Consider the following 20,828-nt stretch of genomic DNA (forward strand, 5'->3'; position numbering starts at 1 on the left):
GCTACCGAGGCGCGCCGACAATGTCCGGTTTCAGCGGTTCCGGCGTGGTCGCCAGCCGCGAATTTTGGCCTCAGCACCCGTTCGAGCGCCCTCGCTCCACGAAATACGCGGCTCGACGAGCCTGCGGCAGCGTGCTGCCGGTGTCTCGCACAACTCACAACTACTTTGAGGGCACGGACAAACAAGCCCGCGAGCACAGGATGGAGCTGCAGATCGGACTCGCCGGTCAACGGTTCACCTTCCCACCGACGAAGTGGGGACAGAGTCCGCTGCTCCACAGCGACGCCGTTCTCAAGGCGTACACGACCATCCGCGACCATCGGATCGCCCACTGAATCGCGGGATGCAGCAGCGTCGAGTGAGGCGTCGGTGCCATCGCCCGATGCGTCCTCAAGTAGCTGCCGCTACGACGGGCGGACGTCCTGCAGTAGGTCGAGCGGCTCGACGCCGAGCTGGTCCGCGAGTTTCGATACCGAGTCGAGGGTCAAGTTCCGTTCACCGCGCTCGACAGAGCTGAGATAGGTCCTGTCGTAGCCCAGGTCGTGCGCAAACTCTTGTTGCGAGCGGCCGCGCGCGTGACGGAGCAGTCGGAGGTTCTCCCCGAGCGTCCTGTTCAGCGGGCCACGCTTGTCCACCGTTCGAGCGTGACAACCTGATACTCATCAGTCGACGTACTTATGAGTATCATTGGCGGCGAGCCTTGCCGCAGCGGCGTGTGCTCCATGTCCGCCACGCTGACGAAAGGAACGCGTCGACGCGCAGCAATCCTTGGCACTGTGAGCCAAGGATTCGGATGGCTCGACCTGACGCCCATGACCGCGACCCGCGAGGTGCACTCGTTCCGGCCCATCCGCGCCGTGTGCGCGATGATCTTGGTCGCCAGCGGGACTACTGCCTCGCTCGCCGGCTGCTCGAGCGCGTCGAGCGTCGATGGGAACTACATCAAGATCGCCGAAACGAGTGGGATCAGCTCCGCCTGGATAATCCAGGGCGACTCGATCCGATACGTCAACGGCAGCTGCAGTCAGTACGACCTCGACCACGAGCCCGCGGTGCTCAGCGAGGATCTCACTCGCATCACCGACCCCGAGACCGGCGAGAACTACACGCTCGCCTGGTACGACGACCGCGCGGGCTTCGTCTGGGAGGGTCACGGGGCTTCATCCGCGACGATTCCGAGATCGGCAAGAGTGCGGTTGAACGCTGGGAAACAGCCTGTGGCATGAAGTGGCTGCAGTGACCCACGGGACCCTGCTCGTTCTAGACATCGACGATGTCGGGGCGGTGCGGCGCGACCTGCAGCCGGCGGCGGATGAGTCTGGCGCGAGGCCACCTGACGGCACGACGAGGAGACGAGCATGACCGGGAAATCCGTCGAGTTCGTCCTCGAGTCCGATGATGTGCTCGAGTTTGACCGCCTGGCAGGCATCCACACCGGTGGCGACCGCAACGCTTTGCTCCACCAGGCGATCCGGATCATGGCAACGCGGGACCGGGCTGAGCGGTTGCAGCGTCTCCAGGCGCGGATCCACGCCACCATCGGTAGGCCGAGCCTCTCCGAGGAGGTCAACCACTGTCCAGACACAAGCCCAACGTTGACGGCCTCAATCCGCGAGGCGCGCGCTGTCATCACCGCATGCGATGACGCGCCCGTGGACGAGATGGATGTCTTCTTCTACGCACGGGGTTACAACGCGCTTCGGTTCGCTCTCGAGGATCTCCTGACCGCGATCGATCTTCACCTCGGTCAGAGCCGATAGTTCGTCTCACGCCCGCCGCCTGGGTTGATCGCCACGCGACGATCACAGGTCCCAGTCGCTGAAGTCGAAGACCACCGGCTCGGGGTCGGGCCAGTTTCGCGCGGGAGCCAGGTCTGCGGGCGATCGGGAGGCCGGCCAGCTCGGTTGTCCAATCGACCGAACTGATGAGTCGGCCGGACGGAGCAGGGTGCGCGGCGATCGCCTATCGAACATGACTCGGTACACGATCCACATTCCTTCACGAACCGATGCGTCACACTCGGCTCTGTGAGGCATCGTCAACTGACTCATCGCATGCGCCGTAACACTGGTCGCCCGAGCGGAATGCGCGGCGTAGCTCGGTCGCAAGCGTCTCGCCTCGCGCCGTGAGAGTAAGAGGTCCGCCCCGGACGGCAGCCTGAAAGAGTGGGCCGCCCGCGTCATGTGCGATTCTCTTGAGTTGAGCCCGGACGGTTCCTACGGGTGCTCCGAGGGATGAGGCGGCGGCGCGCATCGAAGGTTGTCCGACAGCCGCGAGATAGCGTTGCGCGCGTTGCACCCCGTTTCGACCGATGAGCACTTTCCGGAGGAGCGAAGAGTCACCCGCGAGCGGGTGCGGATGCATCATGGCAACCGTGCTTCCAGTGCCACGATCTCGGGCTTCGATGCCGGCCTTCCGGAGGCTCCTGCGGATGAGTGTCGTCGAGCAGCCCGCCTGGTCAGCGATCTGAGCGATTGTGAGTTTGTCTGCGATGTATCGGTCGCGCAACCAGTCCGGATCGAAGTGGAACTCGCGCGGCCGCCCGATGCGGCTGTCGGTGTCAATGTCATGCAGCACACGGGCGATTGTCTGACGCGAGAGACCCGCCTGTTCGCTGAGCTCGCGCATGGTGGCGCCCGCACGGTAGGCACGTTGCATCGCGCGCGCGGTAGGCGCCGCGATGTCGCGCGCGGGTCGGGCCACGGGCCAGATGACCTCCTCACCCGCGGGCGCGGGAGGAAGGTCGAGATCGGCGACAAGTTCGTGACTGGGTTGCCATTCCAGTGGCTCTTGGATGTCGTTCGTCGCGAGGAACTCACGACCCACCCGAGTGAGTGCAGCTCTGACCAACGCTGGAATGCTGCTGCCGAACTCGCCGACCTCTCGGTCGTTCACTGTGAGCCTGTCGCGCCAGGCCGTCGGGGCGTGGAGCAGTGGGCTCCCAGTGATTCGCTGAAACAGGTAGTGCTTGGCGGTCACATACCGCCGCGCGCTTCCGGGATGAACATTGCATTCCCGGCAGATCGCGACCCACTGGTCGCGGGGGAGCAAGCCTTCGCAGTCAAGCGCTCGTCGTCTGGAGTAGTCGATGGGCACGTCAGTCTGAGCGAGATGCTCTGCCAGTCTGATGAGTGCTACGATCGTGCCGCTCTCCGAGGGGCTCTGCCCCAGTTGCCGCATGACTTGGGTGACCTGTCCGCTCGGGGCCTGCGGATCCAGGTACTGAAGAGCGGCCGCGTGGGTGAGCGGTGTACCCGCGAGCGTCACCGCCGCTGACAGGGCGGTCGCAGCGATCTCCCGGTTTGTCCTGCGAGGAACGAGTCGACGCGCCCACGCGTCCCAGAGCATGATCGGCAGTTTGCGTGCCGTTGCAGCCGGGTCGGCTGCCGGGATACTTGCGGACTGGAGCACTGCGGTGGGCCTCCGCCGTCGGCCCAGCGAAGCCGCCATGAGTTCCTGGAGTTGCGGCGTATGTGGGGAGTACGTCGTGTATGCGGATAGCCGGCCGTTGAGGAGGCGTAGTGCACTCTCGCGATCCTGCAGCGCCTCAATGGCCAGCGTCACGCCGACGGCGATGCTCGCGGCCCTCTCTGGCCGTCCCTTGGTCCAGTCGCCGAGAGGTGTCTCCGCCTGGAATCTCATCGCGAGCGGAAGATTGGCGTCGGTGCTGACGAGGTCGGCTTGCTCTTGAGCGATGTTGCGGCCCAGGCGGGCAAGGAGTCTGAGGTCATCCAGAACGACCAGGGCGGGCTGGGGCATCTGCGCGTAGATGCCAAACGACGCGCGTCCCGATGACAGAGTTCGGAACACGGTGCGCTGAGCATCCAGAACGGCGCCGCCGACCTCGATGCGATGCGCGTCCGCCGTGAGGTCCCCTCGGCATCGTTTGTCGCGCACCGCTGTTCCAGATGCACGGTTGTGACAGTGACCGGGTCGTGGGATCAGGTTCCCTGGGTGGCCTCGGCGTCTCGGCGGCAGTCCACACGCCGCGCAGGTATCAGCGAGCAAGCGGCGGTGACGTAAGCACGCGAAGCCCGTGGGCAGCTGCCAGGACATCCGCCAGCGCCCCCCGTCGTCCGCCAGGCACTCTGGACAGAACCGGCCACCATTCCCGGCGACAGGGGCGCCGCCGCTGAGAGAGCCGTTTCGGGCGTGGCGCGCCCCGAACTGCCAGAAACGCACACGCGTCATCTGATGGAACTCTTCGGCGGCGATGCCGGTAGCAGCCTCGAGGGTTGAGGCCTGCCCCGCGTCAAGCCTGATGGCCCACGCGGCGGTTACCCCACCCCCTCTCCAGGTTCCGTCCTCCCCGAGCAGCCCGAGAGCGATGGCCATCTCGCAGACTGTGGCGTCATGCGCGTGTGCCATCGCCTCGAACCAGGAGTCGAAAGGTTCGTCCGGCAGCGGACGGATGACGAGCGGCAGGCGACGGACTTCCTGTGTCATTTCTTCTTCACCCGACCGCGCAGTGGGTGATGCAAACGGTGTCTCGCAAGCTGCGCGGCTGTGATTCCTTGCGCAGCCTGACCCGCAGCGTCGATCTTGATTTCCTCGAGAAGCTCCTCGTCGAGCCGCTCGCGGCCGGTACGAATCGCTCTTGCTGAACCAAGCCGGATAAGTTGCATCAGCGACCCGATCACTCCGGTGGACCTGATGAAAAGGTAGTCATGCAGGTCGGTGAGCATCCCCGGCTTCATTCGCGCGAGTACAAGCTTCTTCTCGATGGCCAGGAGTGTGGCTTCCCACACCCGGTCACCGCGCGGCGCGGTCAGGTCGAACGGGTTGACCTCGAGCTGCATCCATCGGCGACCTGTCTGCGCGAGCGCGAGGCTCTTTCGGTCGCGCCCCTCGGAGAACAAGCCATGGCCCTCGAGGCCGACGCCCGCGAACACGAAAGTTGCGGGATACTCGTTCGCGAGCCATTTCAGCTCGTTGGCGACCTTCTCCCCGTTTTCGGTGTTGGGTTTGAGGAAGTGTATGTCGTCGACGAGAAGAAGCCTGGTCTCATGGCGCCTCACACACTCTGCTGCCGACGCAGCAAGATCTCGGCTTGGCATGCGTCCGTAAGCGGCTGCCGCCGCAGCGGGGTGCGCGTAGAACCGGTGGATCTGCAGGTGCAGTCCCTTGATCGTGACTTCGCCGGGCAATGGAATCTTGCACACGGGGATCCGCAGCACATCGCCGCCCTCGTCAACATGCGGGCCTAGCGTGCGCACCTGCTTGAGGAAGAACGCTCGACCGAATGCATCAAGAGTGGTGGATTTGCCCAACGAGGGGGGTGAGTCGATCGCGGCGGCGGGTCGCACGAAACCAGGCTCCTGCACGTTGCTGTCGAGGAGGTCGTGAAGCTGCTCATGCACCGCATCGACTTGAGGCGTGCGCAGCAGAATGTTGCCGTGCCACACGCGTCTCGACTCGTTGTAGCGCTCGCGATCCCGTTCGCTCAGTTTTTCGAGTTCGGCGATCGACATCCGTGGTGGCTCTGCGGGGCCCGGTCGCTCGCAGAAACGCTGCCAGCCTTCGTACGTCGCCGTACTGTACTGCGCGCTGCTCACAGGTCCTCCAGCGCGGTGGCGTAGAAGTCCGACTGATCGTGGTCCTCCTCGGTCGGATCGAGTTCCTCGTCCAGGTCGTCGTCCCCCGCCGCCTCGGGCGCAGTGAGTGCGAGTGTCGACAGTGGCGCCCCTACGAGTTCTGCCGCGAGCGTCGGTTGACCGTTCCTATGCTCCGCTAACAAGGTCTGCGCCAGGTCGAGCGAGGTCACCTGGGTAGGTGATTCTGCTCGCCGTTGAGCCACAGCAAGTCGGGCTGACGCGCGGCGCTCCGTCGGGGTCAGTTCCTTGCCCGCCCCCCACTTGGCGAGAAGACTGTTCATCGCGGCAGCGATGTCTGCGGCATCCTCCCCGCCTGAGAGCACGAGCTTCTTTGCGAAGTCCAAGGCGTCGATGCTGAATGGCAGATTGATCTCGCTGATGCGGTTCCAGGTGAGGGTGTGCCACACACCGTCGTCCGGGTCATGGAAGTACAGGTAGCGCAGGTCATCGGGGTTCACCGAGAAGGGCCACTTCCGCTTCTGCTCGGTGTGGAGCTTTCGTTCAAGGTCGCGATATTTCGTCACGATGTCGCTCGTGTACACGAGGTTGTCGTTCTGTACGCCGTAGTGGTTGAACTTCCGATAGATCACCGGCAGCATCTCGAGCATGACGTTGCGGTCCTTCGGCATCCGCAATGTGCCAGCGTGAGCGATCCCCTGTTCGTACCGTTGCTGAGGGCTCAGCTCCACGCCCGGAAAGAGCGGATCGAAAAGTCCGCTGTGCGGCGACCGGTGGTACACCGTGGCCACCCATTCGCGGATGATTTCTTCCAGTTCTGAGAAGGTGTATACCGACTCGTCTTCAGGTGACCGGCCACGAGCACTGAGATCTGGGCCTTTGTAGCCGGGCAGGTTAGCCAGTAGCGACGTGAGAGTCTTGAAGAATCGCTCGACCGCTGCCTTGTCCGTCGGCATGTACACGCGAGCGGGCTGAACCGAAATGCCGAGTCGGGCACACACGTTCAGCACGTGCTCGGACACGAAAGGCTTGCCGTGGTCCACGACGATCGCGTCAGGGATCATCGCTCGGCGAAAGCGTGCGACGTCGATGTGTTCATCGTGAATGATGAGCGTGTCCGGCACCCCCACATAGGGGTCGACGGCCAAGGCTGGTCGCGTCTCGGCGATATCGACGGGTAGCATCGCCTCGAGCAGGACACCGGCAACATCCAGAGATCGCGTCGTGGGAACCACCCGAAGGCCGATGATCGCGCGCGAGTACAAGTCGATCGCAACGGTCAATTCGCTGTTGAGCCACCGGCCGGTCCGCTCATCGAATGCGAACACATCAAGCCGTGTCGAGTCGAGCAGCACGTACTCTCCAGGGCGACCCGGTGCAAGCCGTCCATATCCGCCTTTCGGCCTGTTCGCGATCGAGCGTTTGCCCTTGGTGCTGCCCTCAAGAATGTTGCGGCCATCACTCATCTGGCGGAGCTTTTCGTACTGGGCGGATTTCGAGGGGATCCGCACAACACCGGGACCGTGGACGCGCTCGAGTCTTGCCTCGATCCGTTGCATGAGAATGTTCGTCGGTATGCGGGGCCCATCGTGCTGCTCGCGAAGAATCGTCCGAGCCATGTCGAGCCAACGCGGGTCGACCTCCCTCGCGCCGCTCGCTCCAGGCAGCGGAGTTCTGCGTGCGAGTCCTACTTCGTCTTCGTCCTCGTATCGCTTCTTCCAGTCCCAGATCGTCCGCTCTCCGACGCCAAGTTCTCGAGCCTTGGCCTGAACTCGGCTCGTCATCGACGCGTCAGGGGCATACTGCGGCTGCGGTTCTCCAGCGCGCGGGAAAGCGGGGCTGCCTGATCGGTAGCCCGTCAGCAGCTCGCGAATGTGATCAGCACGCGTCCGCACCCTCTCGAGCTCCGCTCCGGATAGTTCCTGCCAGACCACGACCGGTGAAGCCGCCGATGAGCTCTCGAACGTGGCGAGGCGTGCGCGTCCGCCCTCGACAGCGGGAATAAGCAATTCCACGAACCGAATGCGGAAGTGTGCGCCCTTCGCACTTCTCAGAACGACGGATCCTCCCGCGAACTCGACGATCTCGCACAACGCGCCATCCCAGATGACCTTCGCGCCGATCCGCAGAACAACTGTGGCGGGCTGGTTGGTCACGTCGCGCTCGTCAGGATCGAGCTGTCGTGAAGAGGCAGCTCCAGGTCGGTGTTCAGTCGTCCCGTCCACAGCAGGTGGAACAAGGTCGACCGTGCGTACTCGGCTCCCTGAACAATCTCGGCCGCTTCCGCCACGGTCGCACGAATCGTCATTGGCTGCTCGACGACGCTCGCGATCGCCGCCAGCTCTGCGGCGCGGAACTGGAATGGGCGTCGGTAGCCCGAGAGGAAGCGGATGTTCGCGTGGCGAGCCGGTGTCGGCTCGGAGAGGATGCGGTACTCCCAGCCGACAGCATCGATGACCGTTCGAGACCACGTCAGTGACTCTCGTACTTTGGGGTGATCGAGCAGGGCGGCTGGCTTGACGTCGATCACGCAGTACTCGCCACTCGCGAACTTCACCAGGTAGTCGGGGATGTGGCGCCGGATGCGCTTCCCATCAACGCCCGACATCAGAAACGGCTGAGCTCGCACCCACTGAACCTGAGGATCGAAGTCCAGTTCAATCAGGTTGGCAAGCTCGAGCCGTGACTCATACTCGACGGGTTCAGCCATAGTGGCGCACCAGTAGTTGCCGGAGTAGTGGGTCGCGCCTCGATACGAGCGAAACCGCCGCCACGGTTTGTGTGAAGAGAAGGTCGCCGCCGCGACCGTCGACACCTGCGCGACCTCGACCGATTCGTCCGCTCTGCGGACATGGAGGGTTGTCAAGGCGATGTTCTTCGAAGTCATCCGGAATCCTCGATTCTGTATTCCCGAACGAAGATAGCGATAGTTCGCCCGCCTCAGAAGCACCAGATTCCGGCGGCGAGCATCGAAGCCGAACGACCGAGAAGCCCTGGCCTCATGGAAATACTGAGATACGAGCAGATTCACTCGAAGCGTCGCATTCTGGCCCGACATCAGTCGGGTGTGAGAAACTCAGCACGTGGGCCAGATCGCGCTTGAGCATAGGGATGTGTCGAAGAATCTCTTCGGCAGTTCGCACATGCTCGCCGTCATGGCGACGATCGGACGAGCCGAAGACGGCCGCTTTTCCGCACCGCAGGTGTCGGGCGCGACAGGCCTCCCCGCAAGCACGATTCACAACCTCATCACGCGACTCATCCGCGCAGGTCTTGTCCGGCGGACCGGCGAAGTGACACCGGACCGAGTCGCGATGTACGAGAGGCGCCCAAGCCTGGTCTGGGAGACGGCCGTCGCAATCGAGGGCGAGGCCGATGCACTCCAATCGGGCACCATCACCGACCTCTGGGATCAGCGAGCCTGAGTTCGCAGTGCCCCGAATGCGATTCCGCACGATCCTGCGGTACTGCAACCGCACTGCAGGATCGGTCCGGAAACTGCAAGACTCAGCCGGAACCTACAACTAACCGAAGTCCCCCGGGGCCATATCCGTGAAGCGCGAGAAGTGGCCCTGGAAGGCGACGGTGATCGTGTCGGTGGGGCCGTTACGGTGCTTGGCGACGATCAGGTCGGCCTCGCCGGCGCGGGGGCTGTCCTTCTCGTAGGCGGCCTCGCGGTGCAGCAGCACCACCATGTCGGCATCCTGCTCGATCGAGCCCGACTCACGCAGGTCGCTCAGGGCGGGCTTCTTGTCGGCGCGCTGCTCAGGACCACGGTTCAGCTGCGACAGGGCGATCACCGGCACCTGCAGCTCCTTGGCCAGAAGCTTCAGCGCACGCGAGAACTCCGAGACCTCCTGCTGACGGCTCTCGACCCGCTTGCCCGACGTCATCAGCTGCAGGTAGTCGATGACCACCATCTTCAGACCCACGCGCTGCTTGAGCTTGCGGCACTTCGCGCGGATCTCCACGAGCGTCATGTTCGGGCTGTCGTCGATATAGAGCGGCGCGTCGTTGATGCGACCGCGGGTCGCCGCGATCGTCGTCCAGTCGCGGGAGTCGAGCGTGCCCTTGCGCATGCTCTGCAGGGGAATCGCGCCCTCGGCGCTCATCAGACGCATCGCGATCTCACTGCGACCCATCTCCAGCGAGAAGAAGATCGTCGGCATCTGCGCCTTGATCGCCGCGGCGCGGGCGAAGTCGAGCGCGAGCGTCGACTTACCCATGGCGGGGCGCGCGGCGATGATGATCATCTGCCCCGGGTGCAGACCGTTGGTCAGCTGGTCCAGCCCGGAGAAGCCGGTCGGGATGCCGGTCATCTGACCGTCACGCCCGCGCGCCGCCTCGATCTCCTCGACCGCGGCATCCACCGCGATCTGCAGCGGCACGTAGTCTTCGGCCTGCTCCGCGCCGGTGACCGAGTAGATCTCCGCCTGCGCGTTGTTGACCAGGTCGAGGGCATCGCCCTGACCGTTGTAGCCCATCTGCACGATGCGGGTGCCGGCCTCCACCAGCCTTCGCAGCAGCGCCCGCTCGCGCACGATCGATGCGTAGTAGGCGGCGTTGGCCGCGGTCGGCACGATCGAAGTCAGCGAGTGCAGGTAGTCGGCACCGCCCGAGCGCTGCAGGTCACCCGTCTTGATGAGTTCGTCGGTCACGGCGACGACATCGGTGGGCTCGCCGTGCGAGTACAGCGAGAGGATCGCCTCGAAGATCAGCTCGTGCTTGGGCACGTAGAAGTCGGTGCCGCGCAGCGCCTCGATCACATCGGCGACGGCGTCGCTCGACAGCAGCATGCCGCCCAGCGTGCTCTGTTCGGCGAGCAGGTCGTGCGGCGGCGTGCGCTCGGGGCCGCGGCTCTCCAGGGGTCCACCGAAGCGATCCTCGGAGATGTCCGCGATCGACATGCAGCCCCCTTCACACGCTCGATGACCGGTCCCGCCGCGAGACCACACGTCACGTTAGGCACGGGTTCCGACAGTCGCAAACAGGCCTGTGGATAACTCTGTGGATGATGTGCGCGAAACGCCGGACACCCTGTGCACAGCACCTGTGGAAACACGCCGAGCAACCTCAAGATTCACTGACAGAAACATCCTCTGACCAGGATTTTCCTGATTCACAACCTGTGGATGCGCAATGTGGTTGAAGTACCGCTTGAAGGTTGACGCTGTGGGTGAGGGTTGGGGACAACCATGGGGATGAATGCGCCCTTGTCAAGTCGAGATGTCCGCCCCGGCGCGTCGGAAGTTTCGCGACAGGGGTCTGGACGCGAGTGATATATCGGCGTATCTTCTCTGTTCCAGGCACTCCATGGGTGTCGGCGTGCGCCGGCATCCCGACACATCGTCGTCGTGGGAGGTGAACATGGCAACAATCGCAGTCCCCCCGCTGCGCCGCGGACGATCGACCACCGAGTCGACACGGCGATGGGCGATGCTGGGCGCGCTCGGCGTCGGAGCCGCGTTCGCCTGGTTCGCCATCTCGCTCTTCTCCGGTCCGTCGGCCCACGCCGCCGACGACACCGACAATCCCCTCGGCTCCCTCGTGGGCGGTGTCTCCAGCACGCTTTCGAAGGTGACCACACCCGTCCTCGACCCGGTCGCAGAGATCCTCTCTCCCGTCGCCGAGACCGTCGCCCCCGTCGTCGAGAGGGTCGCTCGGCCGGTGGGCGGCATCGTCGACTCCGTCGCCCCCGTCCTCGAGCCGCTCGCACCGGTCGGCCAGGTCGTCGCCCCCGTCGGCTCGGCGGTCGGCGAGATCGTCAGCCCCCTCGCACCCGTTCTCGCGCCGGTCACCGGCGCGGTGAAGCCCATCGTGGATGCCGCGGCCCCCGTCACCGACGCCGTGAGCTCACGTCCGGTCGTCGGCGAACTCGTGACCCCCATCACGAGCGTCGTCGTCCCCCCTGTCGGTGGCCCGGCATCCCCCCTCCCTCCGTCCACCGACGCACTCGAGCCGACCGATGCGGCACTGGCCGTGCTCTCGGCGACCTGGGACCAGGCGATGCACGGTGTCACGACGACCGCGAACGCGGCCGCGATGTCGCTCGGCACCGCTGTCAGTTCGTTCGTTCCGGGTGCGGGGGCTCTTGCCCGAAACGGGTCCGTCCCTCCCGGCGCTCCCGGCGGCTGGGGACTTCTCGGTCCCACCCTGGACGCCATCTCGTTCTTCTCCAGCGGAGCTGGATTCTCGTTCGGCGCGGGCGCTGTGCTCGCCTTCGGTCTGTTCGCTGCACACCGCGCCTGGGTGCTGCGACGCCGACCGGAGGACGACTCTGCCCTCCCCGCGCCGGTGTTCGCCACCGACGTCTCCCCTGACTGACGGGGGTTCGGCCGCCTTCCGAGCGGCACGATCCCGCGCGCTGTGCGCGCACACCCCCCAACACTCTCAGGAGAGAAATCATCATGAACACCAACCTCAAGAGCGCCCTGTGGGGCACGCTCCTGGCCGGAGGCATCACGCTCTTCGGCGCAACGGTCGCCCAGGCGGCCGAGACAACGGGTGACGACGGTCTGCTGTCGGGCACCCAGGGGCTCATCTCCGTCGCGGTGCCCGTCACGGTCGCCGGCAACGGCATCTCGGTGCTCGGCGACGCCACCAGCACCGACGCGCAGACCTCGACCCCGTCGATCTCGGTCGGCGGCGGTGACGCGTCGACGAGCGGCTCCGACGGCGCCGGCTCGGGCACCCAGGCCCTCATCGACGTCGTCCTCCCGGTGACGCTTGGCGGCAACGCCGTCTCCGTCCTCGGTGACGCCGAGAGCACGGATGCCGCGACCTCGCAGCCGGCTGAGGCACCCGCAGCGGCGCCGGCGGCACCGGCGGCTCCCGCACCCACCACGAGCGGCTCCGACAGCATCCTGGGCGGCACCCAGGGCGTCGTGAACGTCGCCGTGCCGGTGACCGTGGGCGGCAACGCCATCTCGGTCCTCGGCGACGCCGAGACCACCAAGGCCACCACCACGGCCCCCGCCGGCACCGGCAACGGATCGACGGGCGGCGCCACCACCGACGGCGCCGACGGCATCCTCGGCGGCACCCAGGTGCTCGCCCCGATCACCGCACCGATCACCGCCGGCGGCAACGCCATCTCCGTCCTCGGCGACGCTGACAGCACCAACGCCACCACCACGGCCCCCGCCGGCACCTCCGGCACGACCACGGGCGGTTCCACCACCAGTGGACCCGGCAGCATCCTCGGCGGCACGCAGCTCGGCCTGCCGATCACCGCGCCGATCACGCTCGGCGGCAACGCCGTCGCGATCGTCGGCGATGCCACGACGACGGGGCCGACCACCGGCACCCCCGGCAACCCCGGCAACCCCGGCAACCCCGGAAACCCCGGAAACCCCGGCAACCCCGGTAACCCGGACAACCCCGGCACGTCGACCACCGGCGGCACCGAGGTCACCGGCATGGTGGCCGCGAGCGGCCCGGTGAAGGCGCTCGTCACGACCGGCGGCATCCTCAACCTGCTGCCGCTGCTGGCAGGGCTCGCCGCTCTCGCGCTGGGGGTGATGCTCACCGCACGCCGCCGCAGCCGCACCGAATGACCCCCGGCGGCGGGGGCCGGCGACCGTGCCTGGCGCCGGCCCCCGCACCGTCAGGGCGTAAACGACGGATGCCGTGACCTCACCTTGGGGGAGGTCACGGCATCCGTGCGGCGTTTCGACGAGGCGCTGCGCGCCTCGCTCAACGACCGGGAAACCCGGCGGGTCTTACTTGGCGGCGACCACCTGGAGGGTGATCACAGCGGTGAGGTCGTCGCGCAGACGCACGGTCGCCTCGTGCTCACCGACGGCCTTGATCGGCGCGGTGATGTGGATCTTGCGCTTGTCGAGCTCGCCGAGACCGGCAGCCTTGACGGCGTCGGCCACATCGGCGGTCTTGACCGAACCGAAGAGGCGGCCTTCCTTGCCGGCCTTGACCGACAGCTTGACCTTGTTCGACTCGAGGGTGTCCTTGAGCGCGACGGCCTCTTCGTGGTCGTGGATCGCGCGGGCGTCACGGGCGGCGCGGATCGACGCCACCTGCTTCTCGCCACCGCGGGTCCACGCCACAGCGAAGCCCTGAGGGATGAGGTAGTTGCGGGCGTACCCGTTCTTGACCTCGATGACGTCGCCGGCGCTTCCGAGCCCGGCAACCTCGTTCGTGAGAATCAGCTTTGCCATGATGGGTGCTCCTTAGCGGCCAGCGCCGGCGTAAGGCAGGAGCGCCATTTCGCGCGCGTTCTTGATCGCCTTGGCGATCAGACGCTGCTCCTGCACCGAGACACCGGTGATACGACGGGCGCGGATCTTGCCGCGCTCCGAGATGAACTTGCGAAGCGTTGCGACGTCCTTGTAGTCGATGACGCCGACGCGGATCGCCTTCGCGGGAGCGGCGTTCTTCGCGCCCTTCCGCGGCTTACGGCGATCGCCGGTAGCCTTTCCAGCCATTGTTTTCCTTAGGTGTGTGCGGATGCCGAGGCATCCAAGATTTTCTGCGTGAGGGTGTCGACTCGGCCCTGCGGGCCTCGCTCAACCCCCGGCGGCGACGATCAGAAAGGAGTGTCGTCGCCGTAGGCGCCGGGTGCGCTCCAGGCGTCGGGGGCAGCAGAGCCGGGAGTGGCCCACGGCTCCTCCTGCTGCACCTGCTGCTGCGGACGCGACTGCTGGCCGCCTCCGAAGTTGCCTCCGCCGGACGCGGCACGCGTGACCTGAGCCGTGGCATACCGCAGCGAGGGGCCGATCTCGTCGACCTCCAGCTCGATCGCGGTCCGGTTGTTGCCCTCGCGGTCCTGGTAGGAACGCTGCTTCAACCGACCGGTCGCGATGACACGGGAACCCTTCGTCAGCGAACCGGCGACGTGCTCGGCGAACTCGCGCCACACCGACGCGCGGAGGAACAGCGCTTCGCCGTCCTTCCACTCGTTGGCCTGACGGTCGAAGTTGCGCGGCGTCGACGCGATCGTGAAGTTCGCGACGGGCAGGCCGTTCTGCGTGTAGCGCAGCTCGGGGTCTGCCGTGAGGTTTCCCACGACGGTGATGACGGTCTCGCCGGCCATCGTCCTTACGCCTTCGCTGCCTTGCGGGCGGCCTTGGCCTCGGCGCGCTCCTTCTCGGCGGCGACCTGAGCGATCGCCTCCTCGGCACGCAGGACCTTGGTACGCATGATCTGCTCGTTCAGCTTGAGCTGACGGTCGAGCTCCTGCGTGGCCTCGCTCGTGGCGGTGAAGTTGACGACGGCGTAGATGCCCTCGTTCTTCTTCTGGATCTCGTACGCCAGGCGACGCTTGCCCCAGACGTCGACGTTCTCGATGGAGCCACCGTCTGCGGTGATCACCTTGAGGAACCCGTCGAGCTTGGGGGCGACCTGACGCTCGTCGATCTCGGGGTCGAGGATGACCATGAGCTCGTACTGGTGTGAGTGCGTCACTAACCCACCTCCTTCGGACTAGAACGGATGCCGGGCATTTCCCGGCATCAGGAGGGTTGATGCACGTGCCCGAGCGTTGTTCCGGAACGGAACGCAGACGGGCAACCACAACAGTCTACCCGACGACCGCTACGCTCATGGACGACGGGGGCGACGGAAGGACGGTGGATGCCGGGCACGCACGTTCCCGCGCGCGCAGGCGCGGTCCTGACCGCGCTGCTGATGGCCGCAGCGGTCTGCAATCTGACCACCGGCGGCGCCAGCGTCGCCCTGCCCGACATCGCCGGCACCTTCGACGCCCCCCAGACGACACTCAACCTCGTCGCGCTCGGCACGGGCCTCGGACTCGCGATCACCGTGCTGTACGCCGGCGCCCTCGGCGACCGCTACGGCCGGGTGCGACTGCTGTGCATCGGGCTGATCGGCCTGCTCATCGCCGGCACCGCGGCAAGCCTCGCCCCGACGATCGAGTTCCTCATGGGAGCGCGCGTGCTCACCGGCATCGCTGCGGGCTGCGCCTTTCCGACGACGCTCGCCCTCATCACCGCCCTCTGGGCCGAGGGGCCGGCGCGCGTCCGCGCGATCGCCCTGTGGACGGCGACCGGCGCCGTGGCCACGGTCGCCGGTTCGGTGATCTCGGGTGCGCTCGTCGTCGCCTTCGGCTGGCGCCTCGCCCTGCTGCTGCCCGTGCCGGTCGCCGTCGTGGCGCTGCTCCTCGCCGCACGGTCGATTCCGCGGGGCGTGGCGGAGTCCGACGAGCCGGTCGATCATCTCGGCGGCATCCTGTCGGTCATCGCCGTGGCCGCGCTGGTGCTCGGTCTCGGCGTCGTCTTCGCCCCGGGGGAGACGGGCGTGGGGGTGGGCCTGATCGTCGCGGCGGCGGTGCTGATCGCCGCCTTCGCGGCGCGCCAGCTGCGGGTCGCCGCGCCCCTCTACGACCTGTCGATCGCGCGGCGACGCCTGTTCTGGGTGCCGGCCGTCGCGGGAACTCTCGCCTTCGGCGCGCTCGTGGGGGCGATGTTCGTGGGCCAGCAGTACCTGCAGAACATCCTCGGCTACGACGCGCTGCAGGCGGGCATCGCGCTCATCCCCGCCGCGATCGCGCTGCTCGTCTGCGCACCGCTGGCAGCGGTCCTCGTCGAACGCGGCACGCGAACGGCGATGATCGTCGGCTACGTCGTGCTCATCGCCGCCTTCGGCACGGTGCTCGCATGGAACGAGACCACACCGCCGGTCGTCGTCGGCCTCGCGTTCGCCCTGGTCGGCGGGGGAGCCTCGTTCGTGATGACCGCGGCATCCCGCTCCCTGACCAGCAGCACCCCGGTGCGCCGCGCGGGCATGGCCTCGGCGACCAGCGATCTGCAGACCGACCTCGGCGGCGCCGTGATGCAGGCGCTGCTCGGCGCCGTGCTCGCCGGCGGGTTCTCGCACGTGTTCGCCGGCCTCATCGCCGCCTCTCCCGAGGCCGCCTCTGTCTCCGACGACGTCACCCGCGCCCTGCAGGCGTCGTACGCATCGGCCGCCCACGTGGCCGCCAACAACCCCGCCTACGCGGCGCAGATCCTCGAGGCGGCGCGGTTGAGCTTCGTCGACGGCGCCTGGGCGGCGTACCTCGTCGGGGCGATCGCCCTCCTGCTGGGGCTGATCGTGGTGGGCGTGGGCCTTCCGGGGGTCGCCGTCGAGAAAGAGTTGCGAGGCCGTTATCGCGACGAGGACGCCCTGACGGCGCCCTGAAAGCTCGCCCGGGTAGCGTGGCGATATGAGCACGCCCGCGGCATCCTCAGCCTTCGACGCGCGACCGCTCATCGAGCCTGCCGATCGGGCGACCGTGCGCGCCTACGTCCGCGACCTGCGCGCGAGCGGACGGGCACCGGCGCCGAACGTCGCGTCGCGGGCCGTCTTCGCCGTGCTCGCCGTCGTGGCCGTGCTCTTCGTCTTCGGGTCGACGGTGATCGGTGTCGTGGGCGGCATGATGACGGCATCCGGGGGCGGGTTCTCGCCCCTCATGATCGCGCCGATCCTCGTGGTCGTCGGTGTGGTCGCGGTGCTCGCGACCGCGCTGGTGCGCATGTTCGGCGCCCGCACGGGGGAGCGGTGGTGGCGCCTCGACCGCTTCGCGCGGGCCAACGCGATGACCTGGTACCCGTCGGTGTCGAACCCACCGCTGCGGGGAATGGTGTTCGGCATCGGACACGGGCGCATCGCGAGCGACGTGGTCCGCGGCGAGCGGCCGCGCTTCGTGGAGTTCGGCAATTATGTGTACCGCACGGGCTCGGGCAAGAACGAGTCGACGCATCGGTGGGGCTACGTCGCCGTCAAGCTGTCGACCCCGCTGCCCAACATCGTGCTGGATGCCGTCGGCAACAACAGCCTGTTCGGCTCCAACCTGCCGGCCGCGCTCGACGGGTCACAGCGGCTGAGTCTGGAGGGCGACTTCGACCGCACCTTCACGCTCTACTGCCCGTCCGGCTACGAGGCCGACGCGCTCTACCTCTTCACGCCCGACATCATGGCGCGATTCGTCGACCACGCTGCCGCCCTCGACATCGAGATCGTCGACGACTGGCTCTTCCTCTACACGCCGCGCGAGGCGTCCACGCTCGACCCGGCCACCTGGGCCTGGCTGTTCTCCGTCGTCGCAGCGCTGCTGGACAAGCTCGCACAGTGGGAGCGCTGGCGCGACGAGCGCCTGGCCGCACCGGCGACCGGCGCGGCCGTCCCCGCGCGTGACGCGGCGGGATCGGCGGCACTGCCGTTCGCGGCGCCCGCGGCATCCCTGGGTCCACCTCCCGGCGTCGCACCCGAGGGCCGCCGGCTGCGACGTCGGGTGCCATGGGCCGCGATCATCGTGATCGGCGCCGCACTGCTGCTGATGCTGTTCGGCCCGCTGGGTGTGTTCGCGTCGATCATCGAGAACCTGTCGAACTGAGACCGCCGTTGCACGTGAAACGGTGTGCGGCGCCGGTCAGGCGACGGCGGGGGGCGGCATACGCGGCATCCACCTCTGCCGGAGTGTCCTGCACGAGCGCGAGCGCGCTGCGGTGTCCGCCGGACGCCGGCTGTTCGGGAGGAGATTTCACGTCGGGAGGATGCCGTGGCCCGATCGATCCTCCCGGAGCGAAATCTCCTCCGGTGGCGCAGCCCGCAGGCCGCAGGCCGCAGGCCGCAGCCCGCAGGCGCAGCGCAGCTCAGCCGCGGGCGGCGCGCCAGGCCTCGCGGCGCGCGGCCTGCTCCACCGGATCGGGCACCGGCAGCGACGCGATGAGCTTGCGGGTGTAGTCGTCCTGGGGGTCGCCGAGCACCCGCGCGGTCGGTCCGGTCTCGGCGATCGTGCCCGTGTGCAGCACCACGACCCGGTGGGCGAGCATGTCGACCACCGCGAGATCGTGCGTGATGAACAGGGTCGCGAACCCGAACCGCTCCTGCAGCTCACCGAACAGTTCCAGCACGCGAGCCTGCACCGACACGTCGAGCGCGCTCGTGGGCTCGTCGGCGATGAGCAGCTTCGGGTCGAGGGCGAGACCGCGGGCGAGCGATGCCCGCTGGCGCTGCCCGCCCGACAGCTCGTGCGGGAACCGGTCGCCGAACGCCTTCGGCAGCTGCACGGCCTCGAGCAGCTCATCGACGCGGTCGCGGGCATCCGCGGCATCCCGAGCGCCGCCGTGCACGACCAACGGCTCGGCGACGTTCTGCGCGATCGTCAGCAGCGGGTTGAAGCTCGTCGCCGGATCCTGGAACACGAACCCGAGGTCCTTGCGGTGGGGCCGGAACGTGCGCTCCTTGACCCCGTTCATCTCGACCCCGAGCACCCGCAGCGAGCCGCCGGTCACGGGTGTGAGCCCGGCGATCGCACGGCCGATCGTCGTCTTTCCCGATCCGCTCTCGCCGACCAGGCCCACGACCTCGCCCGGCGCGATCGAGAAGCTCACGTGGTCGACGGCACGGAAGCCGGCACGACGCAGACGCCCGGCGTACTCGATGACGAGATCCTCCGCCACCACGACCGGCGCCGCCTCGGCCACTCCCGCCGGCAGCTGCCGGTCGACGATCTCCAGGCGCGGCACGGCGGCCAGCAGCCGCTTCGTGTAGTCGTTCTGCGGGGCGGCGAACAGTTCCAGGGCGGGCGCCGTCTCGACGACCTCGCCATTCAGCATGACCGCGACGCGGTCGGCGAGGTCGGCCACGACGCCCATGTTGTGCGTGATCAGCACGATCGCGGTGCCGTCTTCGTCGCGCAGGCGCCGGAGCAGATCGAGGATCTCGGCCTGCACCGTGACATCGAGCGCCGTGGTCGGCTCGTCGGCGATGATCACGGTCGGATCGAGCGCCAGCGCCGTGGCGATGACGATGCGCTGCTTCTGCCCGCCGGAGAACTGGTGCGGGTAGTCGTCGACGCGCCGCTCGGGATCGGGGATGCCGACACGGCCGAGCATCTCGATCGCGCGCTCGCGCGCCTGCTTCTTCGAGTACTTCCCGTGGGCACGCAGACCCTCGGCCAGCTGCCACCCCACGGTGAAGACAGGGTTCAGGGCGGTCGAGGGCTCCTGGAAGATCATCGCCGCCTTCGTGCCGCGCACCCGGCGCATCGCCTCGCGGTCGAGGCCGATGACATCGGTGCCGTCGAGCACGACGGCACCCTGCGTCAGCGCCGTCTCGGGCAGCAGGCCCAGGATGCTGCGGGCGGTGACAGTCTTGCCGCTGCCCGACTCGCCGACGATCGCGAGCACCTCGCCGGGGCGCACGTCCAGGCTCACACCGCGCACGGCGTGCACGTCGCCACCGTCGGTCGCGAAGGTGACGTCCAGGTCACGGATGTCGACGGCGCGTGCGTCGGAAGAGGCCGCAGCCATCACTCCACCTCTCCCATCATCTCGCGGAACGCCGGCTGGCTCGCCGCGACGGCATCCGCCGGTGTCGGTGTCTTCTTCGCCGCCCCTGCGCGACGCCGCGCGCGCAGGCGCGGGTCGGCGAGGTCGTTGAGGCTCTCGCCGATCAGCGTGATACCCAGCACCGTCAGCACGATCGCGAGCCCCGGGGGAACCGCGGTCCACCAGATGCCCGCGGCGACGTCGCTGATCGACTTGTTGAGGTCGTAACCCCACTCGGCGGCCACGGTCGGCTGGATGCCGAAGCCGAGGAAGCCGAGAGCGGCGAGGGTGGCGATGGCCTCCGACGCATTGAGGGTCACGATCAGCGGCAACGTGCGCGTGGAGTTGCGCAGCACGTGGCGGAACATGATGCGCGGCGTCGAGGCACCGATCACCTTCGCCGATTCGACGAAGGCCTCCGTCTTGACCCGCACCACCTCGGCGCGCACGACCCGGAAGTACTGCGGGATGAACACGACGGTGATGGAGGCCGCGGCCGCCATGATCCCGGGCCACAGCCCGGACTGTCCGTTGTTGATCGCGATGGCCACGACGATCGCGAGCAGCAGCGTCGGGAACGCGTAGATCGCGTCGGCGACGACCACCAGAGCGCGGTCGACCCAGCCGCCGAGGTAGCCGGAGACGAGACCCAGCAGGATGCCGAGGAACACCGACATCGCAATCGCCACGATCACGACCATCAGCGCGGTCTGCGCGCCCCAGATGACGCGCGACAGCACGTCGTAGCCGCCGACGGTCGTACCGAGCAGGTGCGCCGCGCTCGGCGGCTGCTGGGCGCCGAAGTTGCCGTCGGGGCCACTCAACTGCGCGTAGCCGTACGGGGCGAGCAGCGGCGCGAAGACCGCACACACCACGAAGACACCGGTCAGCACGAGGCCCGCGACGAGCATGCCGCGCTGCAGGCCGACGCTCTGGCGCAGTTGGTGGACGACCGGCATCCGGTCGATGAGGCGAGGCTTGGTCATGT

Annotated in this window: 20 protein-coding genes; 8 read left to right on the plus strand and 12 right to left on the minus strand. The window is 67.3% G+C overall.

The window, feature by feature from the left end; genetic code table 11:
- Window positions 1-200: 200 nt before the first annotated feature.
- Window positions 201-335, plus strand: coding sequence for a hypothetical protein (locus JOE53_RS15040; RefSeq protein WP_267911503.1), 135 nt, complete (start codon window positions 201-203; stop codon window positions 333-335).
- Between the two features lie 69 nt (window positions 336-404).
- Here the strand turns inward: JOE53_RS15040 and JOE53_RS14010 are convergent, their stop codons facing one another.
- Entirely contained in the window at window positions 405-635 is a 231-nt protein-coding gene (locus JOE53_RS14010) for a helix-turn-helix domain-containing protein (RefSeq protein WP_204948082.1), read from the minus strand.
- A gap of 231 nt (window positions 636-866) precedes the next feature.
- Between JOE53_RS14010 and JOE53_RS14015 the strand changes: the two genes are divergently transcribed.
- Window positions 867-1,226 (plus strand): hypothetical protein, encoded by a 360-nt coding sequence (locus JOE53_RS14015; protein ID WP_204948083.1) that lies wholly within the window; start codon window positions 867-869, stop codon window positions 1,224-1,226.
- Between the two features lie 132 nt (window positions 1,227-1,358).
- Window positions 1,359-1,760 carry a hypothetical protein gene (locus JOE53_RS14020; protein ID WP_204948084.1) on the plus strand — a complete coding sequence of 134 codons (402 nt, stop codon included), beginning with the start codon at window positions 1,359-1,361 and terminating at the stop codon, window positions 1,758-1,760.
- Between the two features lie 253 nt (window positions 1,761-2,013).
- Here the strand turns inward: JOE53_RS14020 and JOE53_RS14025 are convergent, their stop codons facing one another.
- From JOE53_RS14025 to JOE53_RS14040, 4 genes are all read right to left on the minus strand, one after another.
- Window positions 2,014-4,446, minus strand: coding sequence for a TniQ family protein (locus JOE53_RS14025; protein ID WP_204948085.1), 2,433 nt, complete (start codon window positions 4,444-4,446; stop codon window positions 2,014-2,016).
- Entirely contained in the window at window positions 4,443-5,471 is a 1,029-nt protein-coding gene (locus JOE53_RS14030; RefSeq protein WP_204948086.1) for a TniB family NTP-binding protein, read from the minus strand. Before JOE53_RS14030 ends, JOE53_RS14025 begins: the two co-directional genes overlap by 4 nt.
- Window positions 5,472-5,551: 80 nt before the next feature.
- Window positions 5,552-7,708, minus strand: coding sequence for a DDE-type integrase/transposase/recombinase (locus tag JOE53_RS14035; RefSeq protein WP_204948087.1), 2,157 nt, complete (start codon window positions 7,706-7,708; stop codon window positions 5,552-5,554).
- Window positions 7,705-8,583 carry a TnsA-like heteromeric transposase endonuclease subunit gene (locus tag JOE53_RS14040; protein ID WP_204948088.1) on the minus strand — a complete coding sequence of 293 codons (879 nt, stop codon included), beginning with the start codon at window positions 8,581-8,583 and terminating at the stop codon, window positions 7,705-7,707. Before JOE53_RS14040 ends, JOE53_RS14035 begins: the two co-directional genes overlap by 4 nt.
- Before the next feature lie 52 nt (window positions 8,584-8,635).
- Here JOE53_RS14040 and JOE53_RS14045 point away from each other — a divergent pair, with 52 nt between their 5' ends.
- Complete coding sequence (locus tag JOE53_RS14045) at window positions 8,636-8,977, plus strand: helix-turn-helix domain-containing protein (RefSeq protein ID WP_204948089.1); 342 nt, start codon at window positions 8,636-8,638, stop codon at window positions 8,975-8,977.
- 99 nt (window positions 8,978-9,076) lie between these two features.
- On the opposite strand, the gene dnaB is transcribed toward JOE53_RS14045, so the two are convergent.
- A complete protein-coding gene (dnaB, locus tag JOE53_RS14050) occupies window positions 9,077-10,459 on the minus strand; it encodes a replicative DNA helicase (protein ID WP_204948090.1) in 1,383 nt (460 codons plus the stop codon).
- 460 nt (window positions 10,460-10,919) lie between these two features.
- Here dnaB and JOE53_RS14055 point away from each other — a divergent pair, with 460 nt between their 5' ends.
- A complete protein-coding gene (locus JOE53_RS14055) occupies window positions 10,920-11,876 on the plus strand; it encodes a hypothetical protein (RefSeq protein WP_204948091.1) in 957 nt (318 codons plus the stop codon).
- An 83-nt stretch (window positions 11,877-11,959) separates the two neighbouring features.
- The gene (locus JOE53_RS14060) at window positions 11,960-13,108 is read left to right on the plus strand and encodes a hypothetical protein (RefSeq protein WP_204948092.1); all 1,149 of its coding nucleotides are present in this window, start codon (window positions 11,960-11,962) and stop codon (window positions 13,106-13,108) included.
- A gap of 165 nt (window positions 13,109-13,273) precedes the next feature.
- On the opposite strand, the gene rplI is transcribed toward JOE53_RS14060, so the two are convergent.
- The 4 genes from rplI to rpsF all read right to left on the minus strand — a co-directional run bounded on the left by rplI (window position 13,274) and on the right by rpsF (window position 14,945).
- On the minus strand, window positions 13,274-13,726 hold the full coding sequence (gene rplI / locus JOE53_RS14065; RefSeq protein WP_036288929.1) for a 50S ribosomal protein L9: 453 nt from the start codon (window positions 13,724-13,726) through the stop codon (window positions 13,274-13,276).
- A 12-nt stretch (window positions 13,727-13,738) separates the two neighbouring features.
- Window positions 13,739-13,993, minus strand: a complete 255-nt coding sequence (rpsR, locus tag JOE53_RS14070; RefSeq protein ID WP_005054609.1) for a 30S ribosomal protein S18 — start codon at window positions 13,991-13,993, stop codon at window positions 13,739-13,741.
- A gap of 101 nt (window positions 13,994-14,094) precedes the next feature.
- Window positions 14,095-14,601, minus strand: coding sequence for a single-stranded DNA-binding protein (locus JOE53_RS14075; protein ID WP_005054611.1), 507 nt, complete (start codon window positions 14,599-14,601; stop codon window positions 14,095-14,097).
- Window positions 14,602-14,606: 5 nt separating this feature from the next.
- On the minus strand, window positions 14,607-14,945 hold the full coding sequence (gene rpsF, locus JOE53_RS14080) for a 30S ribosomal protein S6 (RefSeq protein ID WP_036282987.1): 339 nt from the start codon (window positions 14,943-14,945) through the stop codon (window positions 14,607-14,609).
- Window positions 14,946-15,140: 195 nt separating this feature from the next.
- Between rpsF and JOE53_RS14085 the strand changes: the two genes are divergently transcribed.
- Together JOE53_RS14085 and JOE53_RS14090 are read left to right on the plus strand one after the other, a co-directional pair.
- The gene (locus tag JOE53_RS14085) at window positions 15,141-16,706 is read left to right on the plus strand and encodes an MFS transporter (protein ID WP_204948093.1); all 1,566 of its coding nucleotides are present in this window, start codon (window positions 15,141-15,143) and stop codon (window positions 16,704-16,706) included.
- Between the two features lie 25 nt (window positions 16,707-16,731).
- A complete protein-coding gene (locus tag JOE53_RS14090) occupies window positions 16,732-17,901 on the plus strand; it encodes a hypothetical protein (RefSeq protein ID WP_204948094.1) in 1,170 nt (389 codons plus the stop codon).
- 259 nt (window positions 17,902-18,160) lie between these two features.
- Here the strand turns inward: JOE53_RS14090 and JOE53_RS14095 are convergent, their stop codons facing one another.
- Complete coding sequence (locus JOE53_RS14095) at window positions 18,161-19,822, minus strand: dipeptide ABC transporter ATP-binding protein (protein ID WP_061683324.1); 1,662 nt, start codon at window positions 19,820-19,822, stop codon at window positions 18,161-18,163.
- Window positions 19,822-20,826, minus strand: a complete 1,005-nt coding sequence (locus JOE53_RS14100; protein WP_204948095.1) for an ABC transporter permease — start codon at window positions 20,824-20,826, stop codon at window positions 19,822-19,824. Before JOE53_RS14100 ends, JOE53_RS14095 begins: the two co-directional genes overlap by 1 nt.
- Between the last annotated feature and the right edge of the window lie 2 nt (window positions 20,827-20,828).

The organism is Microbacterium laevaniformans (assembly GCF_016907555.1).
GTDB lineage: Bacteria > Actinomycetota > Actinomycetes > Actinomycetales > Microbacteriaceae > Microbacterium > Microbacterium laevaniformans.